Here is a 15,990-nt window from a genome sequence, read left to right on the forward strand (position 1 = left end):
TGAACAGCCGGCCATCCAGATCAACGGGCAGGGGATTGTCCCCGAGGCCTTAGGGAACCACGGAGTTCAGATCATGAAATCGAAAGTCCTTGCGTTGGCGGTCGGCCTCGCCGGTCTGCTTTCCAGCGCCGCCTTCGTCCATGCCGCGGATTACAAGGTCGCCTATCTCGCAGCCTCCAGCCAGAACGGCTTCAACCAGGCGATCTGGGCCGGCGTTCAGAAGGCCGCCAAGGCCCGCGGCGTCGAAGTCGAGATCTTCAACGGCGAATTCGACGCCACCAAGCAATATTCGCAGATCGAGGACATCGTCGCCGGCGGCAAGTTCCAGGCGATCGTGATCACGCCCAACGATTCCGTCGGCATCGCGACGGCCGTCGACGAGGCGATCAAGGCCGGCGTCAAGGTCGCGACCACTCTGTTTCCGATCGGGCCGAAGCTCGACGTGCTCGAGCCGCAGGTCCCCGGCCTGACCACCACGGTCGCCTCCAACCCGGCGATCGGCGCCAAGGCGCAGGCCGATGCCGTCATCGATTTCTGCAAGGACAAGACGCCCTGCAAGGTTGCGATCATCATCGGCCAGAAGATCTACCCGTTCGATAATCTGCGCTATGAAACCTATCTGAAGGCGCTCGGCGAGCACAAGAATATCGAGATCGTCGCGACCGTCGAAGGCAATTACGATCCCGACAAGGCGATGACCGGCATGCAGGACGTGCTGCAGGCGCACAAGGACATCAATGTCGTGCTATCCAACGCAGACCAGCACCTCGTCGGCGCCGAGATCGCGCTTCAGGACGCAGGTATCGACGTCAAGTCGCTCTATCTGATCGGCGGTGGCGCCAACCAGATCGCGATCGACGCGATCAAGGCCGGCCGCTGGGATGCGACGCTCGCCCAGTTGCCGCAGAGCGAAGGCGAATATGCGCTGAACGGCGTTGTCGACGCGCTCGAGGGCAAGGCGACGCCCGCCTATACCGACGAGATGACGCTCGGCACCGTGCCGCCGATCATCACCAAGCAGGTTCTGGACGCCCATCCGGACTACAAGCCCGAATGGCAGGGTTGATCTGACGCGCTCTCGCGGCAAGAGCGCCAGACACAGACAGGAACGCGTCGTCATCCCGGGGCAGCCGGGATGACGACGGGTCTCGTTGTCCGGATCTTCTTGCGATGATGCAGGTGAGGAGACGACCAATATGCCTGAAATCGCCATCAGCCTCGTCGGCATCGAGAAGAGCTTCGGCAGCGCCAAGATTCTGAACGGCATCACGCTCGATTTTCGCCGTGGCTCGGTCCACGCGCTGATCGGCGAGAACGGTGCCGGCAAGTCGAGCCTCGGCAAGATCATCGGCGGCTATTATTCGTTCGATGCCGGGACGCTCACCGTCTTCGGCAAGCCCGTTGGCCACTGGACGCCCCGCGCCGCGCTCCAGGGCGGCATCGCCATGATCCATCAGGAACTCCAGCTCGTGCCGGAGCTGACCGTCGCGCAGAATGTGTTTCTCGGCATCGAGGATAATAGCGCGGGCGTGCTGCGCGGCTCCGAGGCTGCACGCTTTCGCGCCCTCGACGAGAAATGCGGCTTCGGCCTGAAGCCGGGCACGATCGTCGCCGATCTCCGCATCGCCGAGCGGCAGAAGGTCGAGATCATGCGCGCCATCGCGCGCGATTCCCGCGTCATCATCATGGACGAGCCCACGTCCTCGCTCACGGCCGACGAGGCGGAGAAGCTGCACCACGTCATCCGCTGGCTGCGCGATGATGGCCGCACGGTCATCTATGTCACCCACTTCCTCGATCATGTGCTCGCGACCGCGGATCGCGTTACGATCATGCGCGACGGCCGTATCGTGCGCAGCGGCGATATTGCCGGCGAAACCAAGGCGAGCCTGGTCGAGGCAATGCTTGGCGAACCTGCCGACGTCGCTTTCCCGCCGCTTCCCGCGCCTCCGGCTCTCTCGGTCGCACCAATTCTCGAAATCAGCCATCTTTCCAGCGATACCGGCCTGCAGGACGTCTCGCTCGACATAAGGCCGGGCGAGATCGTGGGTCTGATCGGCCTCGTCGGCAGTGGGCGGAGCGAGCTCGCACGCGCCATATTCGGCGCTGATCCGGCCACGGGCGCGGTCAAGGTGGCCGGCGCTCCCTATGACGATCGCAGCCCGCGCCGTTCCGTCGCGCGTGGCATTGGCTTCGTACCAGAAGACCGGCGCAAGCAGGGCCTCGACCTGGTCCAGATGGTGCGCCCGAACATGTCGCTGCCGCACCTCGCCCTCGTCTCTCGCTTCGGTGTGCTGCGCCCGAAGGAGGAGCGGCGGCGCACGGCCGAGATGATCCGCCATTTCAACATCGTGCCGGGCCAGATCGACGGCGAAGTCGCGTTCTATTCCGGCGGCAACCAGCAGAAGGTGCTGCTGTCGAAATGGGTCTATGGCAATCCGAAGATCGTCATCCTCGACGAACCGAGCCGTGGCGTCGATATCGGGGCTCGCCGCCGCATCCATGATTTCGTCGTGGAGCTCGCCAGGGGCGGCGCGGCGGTGCTGCTGATCTCGTCCGAACTCGAGGAAGTCATCAGCCTCTCGCATCGCGGCTATCTGATGAGTGAGGGCCGCATTGTCGGCACCGCCGATTGCCGCACGCTGACCGTGGAAGATGCGCTCTTCCGCCTCTTCAACATAGACCGAAGCGCCGGCGACACCGCGCGCGCGGGAGCCACATCATGACCGAGACTTCTTCCGTGACCCGCACCGGCGCGACCTCCACCGTTCCCGCCGGCAGGCGCCTGCTCGCGATCCTGCAGAAATACGGCATCCTCATCATCATTGCGCTTTTGATGATCGGGCTGACCGCCTTGTCGGATTCGTTCCTGACGCAGCGCAACCTGCTCAACATACTGAACCAGAGCGCCCCGCTCGCGATCATCGCCTGCGCACTCACACTCGTGATCATCGGCGGCGGGTTCGATCTCTCGGCCGGCGCGGTCTTCGGCGTCGCCAGCGTCTCGGCCGCCTGGCTCGCGGTCAATGTCGATCCCACGCTCGGTATCATCGCGGGGCCGTTCATCGGCCTGGTGCTCGGCATCGTCAACGGCCTGATCATCACCGGCTTCAACGTCCATTCATTCCTCGCGACCCTGGCGAGCAGCATGGTGTTCCGCGGCATTGCCGTGCTCATCACGGGCGGCTCGCTCATTCCCGTCCGCATGGAGGCATTCGCCTGGCTCGGCCGCGGCCGTATCGGCATCGTCAACATCGCCGTCATCGTCTTCCTCGTCTTTGCGGCGGCGATGATGTTCCTCCTGAACCGCACGACCTTCGGCCGGCGCGTCTTCGCCGTCGGCGGCAATGAAGAGGCGGCGATCCTCTCCGGCGTGCGCACCAAGCTGGTCAAGATAGCGACCTTCGGCCTGACGGGTTTCGCAGCCGGCCTTGCCGGCGTCATTTCGGTCTCACGCATCTCGATGGGCCAGCCGCAGGCCGGCCTTGGCATGGAACTGGACGCGATCGCCGCGGTGATCCTGGGCGGCACGTCGATCTATGGCGGCAAGGGCGCAATCTGGCGCTCGATCGCCGGCGTCCTGCTCCTCGCCCTGATCGGCAACGGTTTCAACATCCTGAACGTGAACCCGTTCTTCAAGGACCTGACCACCGGCCTGATCATCGTCGTCGCCGTAGCCCTCAGCGCCGGCCGAAAGCGGCGCTGAGCCGCGTTCAGGGCGGGGACGTGGGTGGCTCGGTCAAAGGTGCCAGCCGCGGACGATCAATGGCAGCTCGATCGGCTGCCTCTCGGCTTCCCGGACCGGACACCCGAGACAAGCAGGAATCCCGACGTTCCTCTCTGATGTCTGGCGAGGCGTCTTGATGGAAAGCCGTTGAAATATATCGCGAAATTGGAGCGGGCGATGGGAATCGAACCCACGACATTCAGCTTGGGAAGCTGACGTTCTACCTCTGAACTACACCCGCGCCGCAGGCCGTCAAAATCGTTGCGATTTCTGGCCAGAAGTCCAACTCGGACGGCGATTGGCCGCCGAGTTGGACATTTTGTATCCGTTCTGTGCCCCGAATGGCAAGCCGTCAGCCGACCTTAATCATGCTCATGGCATTCACTCGCCAACTTCTTGCCGCCCGCCATGTGGTTGTCTTGCGCTGCCTTTCACGAATCCTGTGGCCGTGCCGCAGCGCATTCGTGCCAGGGGCTCCGGGCAATCGAAATGGGTAAGGCGGCCCGATATGAGATCGGGCCGCCTTACCGCTGGAGGGTGACCTGTAGGATCAGTTCGCGAGCGCGAAATTGTCGAGCTTGTCGGCATTGTCCTTGGTGATCAGGACGCAATCCATCGAGATTTTCTCGTCCTGCCCGGTCTTGCCTTCCTTCAGGTATTTGTCGGCGAGTTCGACCGCATATTGAGCCTGACGGAAGGCCGGCTGCAGCACGGTCGCGGCGATCTTGTCGGCCTTGATGGCATCGCGAACATCGTTCGAGCCGTCGAAGCCCACGACGATGACGTCCTTGCGGTTGGCGGCGTCCAGTGCGGCCAGCGCACCCATCGCCATCGTGTCGTTGCCGGCGATCACGCCCTTGATGTCGGGATTGGCCTGGAGGATCGATTCCATCTTCGAGAAGGCTTCGGTCTGGCTCCAGTTGGCGCTCTGCTGCGCCACCAGTTTCAAATCCGGATACTGGTCGATGATGTCGTGATAGCCCTGCGAGCGGATACCGGCATTGGTGTCGGATTCCTTGCCCGTCAGCTCGACATAATTGCCCTTCTCGCCCATGCGCTTGACGAACTCCTGCGCACCGAGCGTCGCGCCCTGATAGTTGTTCGAGACGATCTGCGCGACGGCCTCGCCGGACGCATTGATCTCACGATCGATCAGGATCGAGGGAATGCCGGCCGCCTTGGCCTTCTTCACGGCGGCGACCGTCGCGTCGGCTCCGGCATTGTCGAGGACGATCGCGGCGGCGCCGCGCGCGATCGCGGTATCGAACAGCTCGTTCTGCTTGTTGGCGTCGTCGTCATGCGAGAACACCAGCGTCTCGTAGCCGAGCTCCTTGGCCCGGGCCTCGGCGCCCACCGCTTCCTGCGAGAAGAAGGGGTTGTCGTGCGACGGGGTGATGATGACCATCAGCTTGCCATCGGCGGCGAAGGCCGCGGCCGACATCATCAATCCCGCGGCGAGGCCCATGGCGGCCGCGGCAAATGCGCTTCTCTTTTTCATCGGACGTGCTCTCCCTCGTTGGGCCGGTTGCCGGCCTCACATCGAACCAATGTCGATTGGCTTCGAATTTTTTTGTTTTTGGAGATTTGCACATCAAACGCTGAGCGTCAATTTCAAACGCTTTCGATTTCTATCGTTTTTCTTGGCCGATGCAGTGTTTCGTCCTTATTCGCTATGAAGCGATGATGACGTCGATGCCCAGGCGCTCGAATTGCAGTCGATCCTCGTCGCGAATGCCTTCGTCGGTGATGAACGTCTGCACCATGTCGAGCTTGCCGAGCGAGGAGAAGGAAACGGCGCCGATCTTGGTGCTGTCGGCCACCACATAGACCTTGGAGGCAGCCTTGATCATGGCGCGCTTGATATGCATGTCGGCAAGGCTCGGATAGGTCAGCCCGGCCTCGAACGAGATACCGGCGGTGGCGAGGAAGAGCTTGCCGGCAAAGATGTCCTGGAAGAAATCGCCCGACTTCTCGCCGCTGAGCGAGAGCGTCGGTGCCTTGAACTGCCCGCCGGGCATATGGACGGAAAAGGACGGCACGGCACCCAGCATCAGCGCGATGTTGAGGCCGTTGGTGATGACGGTCAGGTCCTGTCGCGTGACGAGATTCGAAGCGATTTCCGTCGTCGTCGAGCCGGCATCGAGGATGATGGTTTCGCCGTTTCCGACAAGGGCGGCGGCGGCGCGGCCTATCTTGCGCTTCGCGTCCATGTTGACGAGGTGCTGCAGCGCCATGGCCTGGACCTGGCGCGGCACCGATTTCAGATAGGCGCCGCCATGCTCGCGCACGATGTGGCCTTCCGAATCGAGGCGCTCGAGGTCCTGCCGGATCGTCGCCTCGGAGACGCTGAAAGCCTGGCTCAGATCCTTGACCCGGGCGCTGCCTTCTTCCTGCAGCCAGGCGAGGATGCGCATGCGTCGTGGTTCGGCGAGCAGACCGCTGAGCGGACTCGGGGCGGCTTCAGCCTCGTCGCTCTCGGGCTTCGCTGCCTGCTTGATCCGCTTTCTGCTCGACGAGCGGGCCCCGGCACTGTGCTGCATCAATATCCCCATATCGGAGTTGGCGGCGACGATCTCGCGCCAGTCGCTACTCCAGTCGGGCACGCCGCGACAGGGTTCGCTGCATCTGGTCGAGGACGACCGCCGAAACGATCACAAGTCCTTTTATGACCATTTGCCAGAATTCGCTAACACCCATCATCACCAGTCCGTCGCTGAGCACCCCGATCACGAAGGCACCGACAATGGTGCCGCCGATCGTGCCGCGTCCGCCGGAAAGGGATGTGCCGCCGAGGACCGCGGCTGCGATCGCGTTCAATTCGAAGCTCTCGCCGCTCGCCGGATGCGAGGCGACGAGCTGCGAGGAGACGATGAGGCCGGCGATCGCCGCGCAGAAGCCCGATATGACATAGACCGCGAGCTTGACGCGGTTGACATAGACGCCCGAGAGCGCCGCCGCCCGCTCATTGCCGCCAACGGCATAGACGCGGCGCCCGAATGGCGTGCGCGCGGCGACATAGGCCGCGATCAGTGCGACCACCACGAGGATGACGATCGAGAGCGGAATGCCGAAGAGTGTTCCGGCGCCAAGGATCGGGAAGCCTTCATTGCCGAGTTCGGGCTTGCCGACGAGATTGGGGAAGGTGGCGCCGTTGGAAAGCAGCAGCGCCGCGCCGCGCGCCACATAGAGCGTGCCCAGCGTGGCGATGAAGGGGGCAACGTTGAGCTGCGTGATCAGGACCCCGTTGAAGGCGCCGATGATGGCGCCGACCACCAGCACGATCGCCATTGTTTCCAGTACGTTAGGCCAGACCACCACGCCGAGGAAGGGGAGGGGAATGCCATAGGTGATGAGCGCGCCGGCGATCATGCCGGTCAGCCCCACGATCGAGCCGACTGACAGATCGATGCCGCCCGTCAGGATGACATAGGTCATGCCGATGGCGAGCAGCGCATTGATCGCGACATGCTTGGAGACGATGACGAGGTTGGCGACCGACATGAAGTTCGGTGCCATCAGGCCGAAAAAGGCGACGACCAGGGCAAGGGCGATAAAGGTGCGGAGCCTGAGGATGAGCAGGAGCGTCGTCGACGGCCCATTGCGATGTGCGACGTCGCGGATGGCGGCGTGGTCAACCATGATGGGATCCCTTGCTGGTCGATGCGTTGTTCGCATGCGCTGTGTGGCCGACCACCGAAGCGGAGACGAGAAGCTCGTCCGTGGCGTCGTTGCTGCTGGCGTCGAGCGTGATCCGCCCGGATGACATCACCAGAATCCGGTCGGCGATGGCGACTTCCTTCAGATCCGACGTCGCGAAGATGATGCCGAGGCCCTGTTCGGCCAGTTCGCGCATGACGCGGAAGATCTCGGCCTTGGCGCCGATGTCGATGCCGCGGCTCGGTTCGTCGAGCAGCAACACCTTGGGCGAGGTCATCAAACTCTTGCCGATGACGACCTTCTGCTGGTTGCCGCCGGAGAGCGAGGTGATCATCGTATGGGGCGAGGGCGCCTTGACCTGAAGCTCACGCGAGATTCGCGCGACCTCGTCGCCCTCCCGGGCGGTGGTGATCCGGCCGAAACGGGTGAAGCGGCCAAGGCTCGAAAGGCTCATATTGCGGCCGACCGAGAGGTTCTGGACCAGCCCGTCGCGCTGACGGTCCTCCGGCGTCAGGAACAGGCCTTTGGCGATGCGCTGGTTGATCGAAAGGCCTGAAATGTCGAGGCCGTCGAGCACGATGGTCCCGCTCGCATCGGGCCGCGCGCCGAACAGGCATTCGAAGAGCTCGGATCGCCCGGCACCCAAAAGCCCATAGATACCAACGATTTCGCCGGCATGAATCGAGAGCGAGACATGATCGACGGTCATGCCGCCGCCGATGCGCGGCAGGCAGACATCCTCGATCCTGAGGATTTCTCGGCCCGCCCGGGCCTGCACGGGGCGCCGGGCCGCGAGTTCCGAGGTGCCGAGCATCTGGCGGATGATCCAGGAGACGTCGATCTCGTCCATGCGGGCGGAAGCCTGCAGTCGTCCGTCGCGCAGAACCGTGACGAAATCGCCAATCCGGACCAGCTCTTCCAGCCGGTGCGAGATATAGACGATGGCGACACCGGAGCGTTTCAGTTCATCGATGACGCGGAACAGCACCTCGACTTCGGAAACGCTCAGCGCCGAGGTCGGTTCATCCATGATCAGGATGCGGACATCTTCCGATAGCGCCTTGGCAATCTCGACGATCTGCTGCTGGCCGATGCGCAGGTCGCCGACCTTGGTGTCCGGGTCGAGGTCATGTTCCAGCCGCTGCAGCAATGCGCGCGCCCGGCTCCTCTGGCGCGCCAGGTCGAGATGGAAGCCGCCGCGCGTCAGCGGATGGCCGAGAAAGATGTTCTCGGCGATGCTCAAATTCGGGCAGAGATTCAGTTCCTGGAAGACGATGCCGATGCCCTTCGAGGCAGCATCGCGCACGGACGCGAAAGTAACCTCGCGTCCCTCCATGACGATCCGCCCGGACGTGGGGCGCTCTACGCCCGAGAGGATCTTCATCAATGTGGATTTTCCGGCGCCGTTCTCGCCGATCAGCACGTTGACCGCATTGGGATAGACGTGGAAATCGACATCGGCGAGCGCTGTCGTGCCGGGGAATATCTTGGAGATCTTTTCGGCGCTCAGGATCGGTGCGACGGAATCCGGTACGGTCATTGGCCCGCTCCGGCGACGGCGATGGGCATGACGAGGAGAGCGTCGTCGGGCTTGTTGAGCGTGATGGCGCCGGTGAAGGTCACGTTCGCGCCTTCGACAAGCGCCCCGAAACCGGGCTTGGCGGTCGCCAGGGCGGCCTCGTTCAGCGCGCGGCCCGCCTGCGCATATTCGATCTGGTTGGTGAATTTGCCGAAGCTCGCATCGGGCAGATTATCGCGAATGGCATTGCCCTTGACGATAGGTCCCGTCTGCAATGTTGCCTCGCGGTTGCCTTTCGGCGTCGCGATGGAGAGCGTGGCGGTTCCCGCGCGGGAGGCGGTGTCGACCTTCGTGACCCGACCCTCGCCCTTGACGACGAACGCCGTCGGCGAACCTTCACCAGCGGCCTTCAGGCCGTATTTCTGACCGGCCGTATCGAAGCTCTCGTCGAGCGCCGGCAGGAGCGTCGCGAGATCGACGGCCCGGCCGAGCAGTTCCTGGTGGCCCTTCGACGTCCAGAGCGTGTCGGCGAAGTTCTTCGCGTCGAATTTCTGGGCCTTCGCGCTCGCCTTTTCAGCCTCGGTCTGGATCGGCAGGATCTTGCAGCCGGAAAGGCCGCCCGTGGCGATCAGGGCCACGACGATCAGGGCGCGGGGCAGGGTACACGGCCTCGACGGCCGCGACAGATACGACATTCTTCCTCCTCCCAACCACCCTTCCTCAAAGGCGGCGCGCAAGCCGTTTTCGGCAATTGCCTTTTATTTTCGTTTCATTTTGGATGGCACGGCCTCGCCGGGCATGTCAATCGGCCCTGCCGCTGATTCCGTGGTGCGAGTGTCGATATTCGAGATAATACGAAAGAAAACGAGAAATAACGATAGTGATCGATAGCGACGGCCGGCGTGCGGTGCTATAGAGCGGGTATCGAGCGGCGACGTCGAAGCGCCGGCTAGACGGAAGGGGAGGTTCGGGATGGGATCGAGGTTTCGTGCAAAGGTGACGCTGGGCCTGGTCATCGGGTCGCGCGCGTTCTTCAACGGCGCACCGTGCAAGGCGGCGCGCGACGAACTGACGGCGCAGCTCGATGCGCTCGGCATCGACTATTGCATCCCGCCTTTCGAGGCGACCGTGAACGGCGCCGTCCAGTCGCGCGAGGATGCGCGCCTCTATGCCGAGTTCTTCCGCGAGAAACGCGACGTGCTCGACGGGCTGGTGATCTGCCTGCCGAATTTCGGCGACGAGATCGCGGTGGCCGAACTCGTCAACATGACGCGGCTCAACCTGCCGATCCTGCTCCAGGCCAGCAATGACGAAACCGACAAGGTCGACGTCAAGAGCCGGCGCGACGCCTTCTGTGGCAAGCTGTCGGTGACGAATAATTTCTACCAGTACGACGTCGCCTTCACCGACACGACCAGCCACACCTCCGATGTCTGGGGCGAGGAATTCCGTGGCGATCTCGATCGCTTCGCCAGGACCTGCCGCACCGTTCGTGGCCTCCGCAACGCCCGCATCGGCGCGATCGGCGCCCGCACCGGCGCGTTCCAGACCATGCGCTTCAGCGAGAAGCTGCTTCAATCGTCCGGCATCACGGTCGTGACCGTCGATCTCTCGGAGATCATGGGCAGCGCGCGGGCGATCGGTGACGACGCGCCCGACGTGAAGGCCAAGCTCGACGACATCTTCGCCTATGGCACGATTCCCGGTCATATCGACCGCGCCAACATCATGAAGCAGGCCAAGTGGTCGATCGCCGTCGATCGCTGGATCGACGAGAACGAATGCGATGCCTCCTCGATCCAGTGCTGGCGCAGCCTGCAGGACAATTATGGCTGCGCGACCTGCCTGACCATGAGCATGCTGAGCGAGAAGCTGATGCCGAGCGCGTGCGAGGTCGACGTCATGGGCGCGATCTCGATGTATGCGCTGGCGCTCGCCTCCGGCGCTCCGCCGGCCATCCTCGACTGGAACAATAATTACGGTTACGAGGCCGACAAATGCGTCTGCACGCATTGCGGCAATTTCCCAAAGAGCTTCATCGGCGACCGTCCCGAAATCTCCGAGCTCGACGTGCTCGGCGAGACGATCGGCCGTGAAAAGTGCTTCGGCGCCGTCAAGGGCAAGGTCAGGGCCGGCCCGATGACCTTCTTCCGCGTCTCGACGGATGATCGGCGCGGGACGATCAAGGCCTATGTCGGCGAGGGCGCCTTCACGGATGATCCGTTCCCGATGGATGGCGGCATCGCGGTGACCGAGGTGCCGCGGCTTCGCGATCTCATGGGCTTCGTGGCGCGCAACGGCTTCGAGCATCACGTCGCGATGGTGCGCGGCGAGCATGCAGCGATCGTGACCGAGGCGATCGACCGCTATCTCGGCTGGCCGATCTATCGCCATGAGGCGGCGCCGCGCTTCTCCGGCGCCCAGCCCTTCTTCCGATAAGGCCCCAACCTTCGTTGAACTGGAACGCGATCATGCTCGAAAAGATCAGTCAGACATCCGATGAGCGGATTGCCGCCATCCGCGAGAAGGCGCGCATCATCCGCCGACGCGCGATCCAGATGGTGTTCGACGCCAAGCAGGGCCATCCGGGCGGCGACATGTCGGTGACCGATATTCTGGCGACGCTCTATTTCGGCGTGCTGCGCTATGATCCGGCCCAGCCCGACGATCCCGCGCGCGATCGCTTCGTGCTCTCCAAGGGCCATTGCACCGGCGCGCTCTACGCGACCCTCGCCGAGGCCGGCTTCATCCCGCTCGACGAACTCGCGACCTATATGCGCCCGCTCTCGATGCTGAACGGCCATCCGAACCGCAATTACGTGCCCGGCGTCGAGACCAATACAGGTCCGCTCGGCCATGGCATGCCGGTCGCGGTCGGCATGGCGATCGCCGGCCAGATCGACGGCTCGGACCGGCGCGTCTTCGTCGTCACGGGCGATGGCGAGCAGCAGGAAGGCAGCAATTGGGAGGCCGGCATGATCGCCGGCCACCGCCATCTCGCGCAATTGACCCTGATCATCGATCGCAACCACCTGCAGCAGGGCGCGCGGACCGACGAGACCAATGATCTCGAGCCGCTGGCCGACAAGTGGCGCGCCTTTGGCTGGCATGTAGTGGATGTCGACGGCCACGATCATGCGGCGCTGCTCGACGTGCTCGGCGCGCCGGTCGGCGACCGCGTGAAGCCGCTCTGCGTCATCGCCCATACCCACAAGGGCAACGGCATCTCCTACATGGTCGACCAGGTGCAGTGGCACCATGGCGTCCCCAACCAGGAACAATATGAACTCGCCATGGAGGAACTCGCCTGATGGCCGCCGCAGTCCAGAATGCCCCCGGCCTGCATGATTGCCGCGATGCCTTCGCGAAGACGCTCGAAGCGCTCGCCGAGGCGGATGGCCGCATCGTCGCCGTCGTCAATGACAGCGTCGGCTCGTCGAAGCTCGGCGGCTTCAAGAAGCGCTGGCCCGAGCGGCTGGTCAATGTCGGCATCGCCGAACAGAACATGGTCGGCGTCGGCGCCGGTCTCGCCAATGGCGGCAAGGTGCCGTTCGTCTCGGGCGCGGCCTGCTTCCTGACCGGCCGTGCGCTGGAGCAGATCAAGGCCGATGTCGCCTATTCCAATACCAATGTGAAGCTCGCCGGCATCTCTTCGGGCGTCGCCTATGGCGAGTTGGGGCCGACGCATCATTCGATCGAGGATCTGGCCTGGCTTCGCCTGTTGCCGAACCTGACCATCGTCGTGCCCTCCGATCCATGGGAGACGGCCGAGGCGGTCAAGGCGGCGGTGGCGCATGAAGGGCCTGTCTTCCTGCGGCTGAGCCGCATGCCCGTTCCGGAGCTGAAGCGGCCGGAAGGCGCGCGCTTCCAGTTCGGCAAGGCCGAGGTGCTGCGGGCGGGAACGGATGCCGCGATCATCGCCAATGGCGTCATGGTCACGCGCGCGCTGGTCGCCGCCGAGGCGCTGGCGGAGGCCGGCATCGCCGCGCGGGTGATCAACCTGTCGTCGATCGCGCCGATCGATCGCGAGGTGATCCTCGCCGCGGCCGAGACCGGGGCGATCGTGACGATCGAGGAGCATTCGATCCGTGGCGGCCTCGGCGGGGCCGTCGCCGAGATCGTCTCGACCACGCGCCCGGCCGCGATGCGCATTCTGGGCTTCCCCGGTTTCGCGCCGACCGGCTCGGCGGAGTTCCTGCTCGAGCATTTCGGCCTGACCTCGGAGGGAATCGTGCGCGCCGTGCATGAGGTCATCGCCATGCGGGACGGGCGATGAGCGGCCACATCCTCGCGATCGACCAGGGGACGACCAACACCAAGGCGCTCCTGCTCGACGCCAGGGGCGCGATCGTCGCGCGGGCGTCGCGGGCCATGGTCGTTTCGCATCCAAAGGAAGGCTGGGCCGAGCAATCCGCCGAGGCGATCTGGCAGAGCGTCGCCGAATGCCTCTCGGACTGCATTGCGGCTGTGCCCGGCGCCGAGATCGCGGCCTTTGCGATCTCCAACCAGCGCGAATCCGTCGTGCTGTGGGAGCGCGAAACCGGCAGGCCAGTCGGCCCCTGCGTCACCTGGCAATGCATGCGCAGCGCCGAACGGCTCGATCGCCTGCGTTCGGCGGAGACCGAGGCGCTGGTCGCGGTGCTGAGCGGGCTCGCGCTCAATCCGATGTTCCCCGCCGCCAAGATCGGCTGGCTGCTCGACGCCACCCCCGGCGCACGGGCACGCGCCGAGCGAGGCGAACTCGCCGTCGGCACGATCGACAGCTGGCTGCTCTGGAATTTCACGGCCGGCGCCGTCCACGCCTGCGACGCCGGAAATGCGTCACGCACCCAGCTTTTCGATATCCATGCGCTGCGCTGGAGCGACCCGCTCGCGGCGCTGTTCGAAATTCCCGTCGCCATCCTGCCCGACGTGAAGGCGTCGGACAGTCGCTTCGGCGTCAGTGCCGCGCCGGACCTGCCCTCCGGCATACCGATCCATGCCATGATGGGTGACAGCCATGCCGCGCTTTATGGCCATGGCGTGCGCGGCCCGGGCATCGTCAAGGCGACCTACGGCACCGGCTCGTCGCTGATGACGCTGACCGAGCAGCCGGTGCTTTCGAAGAACGGGCTTTCGACGACGATCGCCTGGATGGCGGGCGGCCGGGTGCATCATGCGCTGGAGGGCAATATCACGGTCTCCGGTCAGGCGGCGGCCTTCGTGGCGCGGCTGCTCGGGCTCGCGGATGCCGATGCGCTGACCGATCTCGCCCGCACGGTCCCGACCAGTGGCGGCGTCGTCGTTCTCCCCGCGTTGGCGGGCCTGGGCGCGCCCTATTGGCAGGCCCATGCGCGGGGCGCCATTTCCGGCCTCTCGCTCGGGAGCACGCCGGCCCATGTCGCGCGCGCCACGCTGGAGGCGATCACGCTGCAGGTGCGCGATGTCTTCGACGCGATGCAGATCGATCTCGGCATCGCGCTTTCCGCGCTTTCGGCCGATGGCGGCGCGGCGCGGAGCGATTTGCTGATGCAGCTTCAGGCCGATCTGCTCGACCGGCCGGTGCTGCGCGGGGCGGCCGTCGAACTCAGCGCCATCGGCGCCGCGATGATGGCCGGAGTGGCTGTCGGCCTCTATGCCGCGACGGAGGACGAAGGCGCGGCCGAGGAGGCCGTCCTGCGCTTCACGCCCGCCATGGAGCCGGCGCGTCGCGACGCGATCCTGTCGGGCTGGAGCAAGGCCGTCGCGACCGCGATCGGCGGATAGGGGCCTGGATCATTTCATCGTTTCACGGGAAACGCTGAGATGATCCATCTCGTTTCCTTTGCGTGAGCCGGTGCGCCTTCAGGCGCCCGGCTTCAACATGCGCATCAGCAAGCCGTCGCGGAGCCAGAACTGGTGCCAGAGCGCGGCGCCGGCATGCAGCACGATCAGGATGATGAAGGCCGGCTTGCCGAGTTCGTGCACCTCGCCGGCGGCGGGCTGCCAGTAATAGGCGACGATGCCGCTGATCGGCACGGCGAAGAGCAGGAAATAGAACAGCCAGTGCGTCGCTGTCGCGATCCATTCGAGCACGGGCGACTGGCCTTCGGGCGGAGGCGGCGGACCCTGGCGCAGGCGAAGCGCCAGGCGAATGACGACCGCGGCGAGGATCGCGAAGCCGACCCAGATATGAAGCGTGGCGAGCGTCGCATCGTTCGGATCGGGCGTCGTGCCGCGCTGGGCGGCACGGAAGACCGACGACATGCTCTCGCCGAAGATCAGCTGGAACAGCACCAGCACCACGATCAGCCAGTGCAGAATGATCTGGCTCGACGTATAGCCGCGGACAGGGCCGACCTGCATCGCCTCAAACTCCTTGCGCATCCGGATTCTAGAATAACTCTAATCTAGTTGGTGGAGACTGCAAGCAGATGACAGCGGGTCCGGTCAGTCGCCGACCGCTCGCTCGAACACTTCGGCGGCGGCGTCCGTCAGCGGCTCGGCGAAGAGGCCGGTCGCGATGGTGGGGCTGAAGGTGAAGGTGTCGACGCCGATCCGCGCCAGCCTGACGAGGTCGGATGTCTCGCGCACGCTGGCGACGAGGATGCGCATGGCGCCGCCATTCGCCCGCACGATCTCCTGCATGGCGGCGATCTCGCCATAGCCGTCGCGCCCGGCATCGTTCATGCGGCCGAGATAGGGCGCGGCATAGTCGGCGCCGATCGCGGCGGCGGACAGCGCCTGATGGGCCGTGTAGACGGCGGTCAGCGTGACGCGGATGCCTTCCTGCTTCAGCATGGAGGCGGCGACGATGCCGTCCCGCGTGATCGGCACCTTGACCGTCATGCGCGGATCGATCCCGGCGATCAGCCGGCCATGCCGCAGCAGCGTTTCCGTGCTGCGGCCCCAGCTCTGCGCCTGCATTTCAGCGACGCCGAAGGCGAACAGTGTCGCGGCGAGATCGGCGATCGCGGGGATGGTGCAGGCAACGCCCGACGCCGCGAGGATGGTGGGGTTGGTCGTGACGCCGTGGAAGAGGCCGGTCGGGAGCCATCGCTCGAGCGCGTCGCGGTCGGCCGTATCGAGAAAGAGACGCAGTCGTCCCCGGTTGGATTCGATGCTCATG

Annotated in this window: 14 protein-coding genes and 1 tRNA gene; 7 read left to right on the forward strand and 8 right to left on the reverse strand. The window is 64.6% G+C overall.

The features are described from left to right. Positions 1 to 73: 73 nt before the first annotated feature. From QO014_RS24055 to QO014_RS24065, 3 genes are all read left to right on the forward strand, one after another. Positions 74 to 1,066 (forward strand): sugar ABC transporter substrate-binding protein, encoded by a 993-nt coding sequence (locus tag QO014_RS24055; RefSeq protein ID WP_266351321.1) that lies wholly within the window; start codon positions 74 to 76, stop codon positions 1,064 to 1,066. Positions 1,067 to 1,196: 130 nt separating this feature from the next. Further along, positions 1,197 to 2,726, forward strand: coding sequence for a sugar ABC transporter ATP-binding protein (locus QO014_RS24060; protein WP_266351322.1), 1,530 nt, complete (start codon positions 1,197 to 1,199; stop codon positions 2,724 to 2,726). Further along, complete coding sequence (locus QO014_RS24065) at positions 2,723 to 3,706, forward strand: ABC transporter permease (protein WP_266351323.1); 984 nt, start codon at positions 2,723 to 2,725, stop codon at positions 3,704 to 3,706. Before QO014_RS24060 ends, QO014_RS24065 begins: the two co-directional genes overlap by 4 nt. 187 nt (positions 3,707 to 3,893) lie before the next feature. Here QO014_RS24065 and QO014_RS24070 read toward each other — a convergent pair. The 6 genes from QO014_RS24070 to QO014_RS24095 form a co-directional block, all read right to left on the reverse strand. After that, positions 3,894 to 3,968, reverse strand: a tRNA-Gly gene (locus QO014_RS24070). 309 nt (positions 3,969 to 4,277) lie between these two features. After that, positions 4,278 to 5,225, reverse strand: coding sequence for a D-ribose ABC transporter substrate-binding protein (locus QO014_RS24075; protein WP_370877208.1), 948 nt, complete (start codon positions 5,223 to 5,225; stop codon positions 4,278 to 4,280). Positions 5,226 to 5,397: 172 nt separating this feature from the next. Continuing rightward, positions 5,398 to 6,330, reverse strand: coding sequence for a DeoR/GlpR family DNA-binding transcription regulator (locus QO014_RS24080; protein WP_266351324.1), 933 nt, complete (start codon positions 6,328 to 6,330; stop codon positions 5,398 to 5,400). Continuing rightward, complete coding sequence (locus QO014_RS24085; RefSeq protein WP_266351325.1) at positions 6,314 to 7,366, reverse strand: ABC transporter permease; 1,053 nt, start codon at positions 7,364 to 7,366, stop codon at positions 6,314 to 6,316. Before QO014_RS24085 ends, QO014_RS24080 begins: the two co-directional genes overlap by 17 nt. Next, complete coding sequence (locus QO014_RS24090) at positions 7,359 to 8,924, reverse strand: sugar ABC transporter ATP-binding protein (protein ID WP_266351326.1); 1,566 nt, start codon at positions 8,922 to 8,924, stop codon at positions 7,359 to 7,361. Before QO014_RS24090 ends, QO014_RS24085 begins: the two co-directional genes overlap by 8 nt. Beyond that, positions 8,921 to 9,598 (reverse strand): DUF2291 family protein, encoded by a 678-nt coding sequence (locus QO014_RS24095; RefSeq protein WP_266351327.1) that lies wholly within the window; start codon positions 9,596 to 9,598, stop codon positions 8,921 to 8,923. Before QO014_RS24095 ends, QO014_RS24090 begins: the two co-directional genes overlap by 4 nt. A gap of 277 nt (positions 9,599 to 9,875) precedes the next feature. On the opposite strand from QO014_RS24095, the gene QO014_RS24100 reads away from it, so the two are divergent. The 4 genes from QO014_RS24100 to QO014_RS24115 are packed head-to-tail and all read left to right on the forward strand — an operon-like array spanning position 9,876 to position 14,648. Next, a complete protein-coding gene (locus QO014_RS24100; protein WP_266351328.1) occupies positions 9,876 to 11,342 on the forward strand; it encodes an L-fucose/L-arabinose isomerase family protein in 1,467 nt (488 codons plus the stop codon). A 32-nt stretch (positions 11,343 to 11,374) separates the two neighbouring features. Next, a complete protein-coding gene (locus QO014_RS24105) occupies positions 11,375 to 12,214 on the forward strand; it encodes a transketolase (protein ID WP_266351329.1) in 840 nt (279 codons plus the stop codon). Then, positions 12,214 to 13,179 carry a transketolase family protein gene (locus tag QO014_RS24110; protein ID WP_266351330.1) on the forward strand — a complete coding sequence of 322 codons (966 nt, stop codon included), beginning with the start codon at positions 12,214 to 12,216 and terminating at the stop codon, positions 13,177 to 13,179. The genes QO014_RS24105 and QO014_RS24110 overlap by 1 nt, the downstream gene beginning before the upstream one ends. Beyond that, positions 13,176 to 14,648, forward strand: coding sequence for an FGGY family carbohydrate kinase (locus QO014_RS24115; RefSeq protein ID WP_266351331.1), 1,473 nt, complete (start codon positions 13,176 to 13,178; stop codon positions 14,646 to 14,648). Before QO014_RS24110 ends, QO014_RS24115 begins: the two co-directional genes overlap by 4 nt. A gap of 78 nt (positions 14,649 to 14,726) precedes the next feature. Here QO014_RS24115 and QO014_RS24120 read toward each other — a convergent pair whose 3' ends face one another. Together QO014_RS24120 and QO014_RS24125 are read right to left on the reverse strand one after the other, a co-directional pair. Beyond that, the gene (locus QO014_RS24120) at positions 14,727 to 15,248 is read right to left on the reverse strand and encodes a cytochrome b (RefSeq protein ID WP_266351332.1); all 522 of its coding nucleotides are present in this window, start codon (positions 15,246 to 15,248) and stop codon (positions 14,727 to 14,729) included. A gap of 63 nt (positions 15,249 to 15,311) precedes the next feature. Continuing rightward, a complete protein-coding gene (locus tag QO014_RS24125; RefSeq protein WP_266351333.1) occupies positions 15,312 to 15,989 on the reverse strand; it encodes a transaldolase family protein in 678 nt (225 codons plus the stop codon). Position 15,990 lies beyond the last annotated feature (1 nt).

Origin of the sequence: Kaistia dalseonensis (genome assembly GCF_030814715.1) — a bacterium.
GTDB lineage: Bacteria > Pseudomonadota > Alphaproteobacteria > Rhizobiales > Kaistiaceae > Kaistia > Kaistia dalseonensis.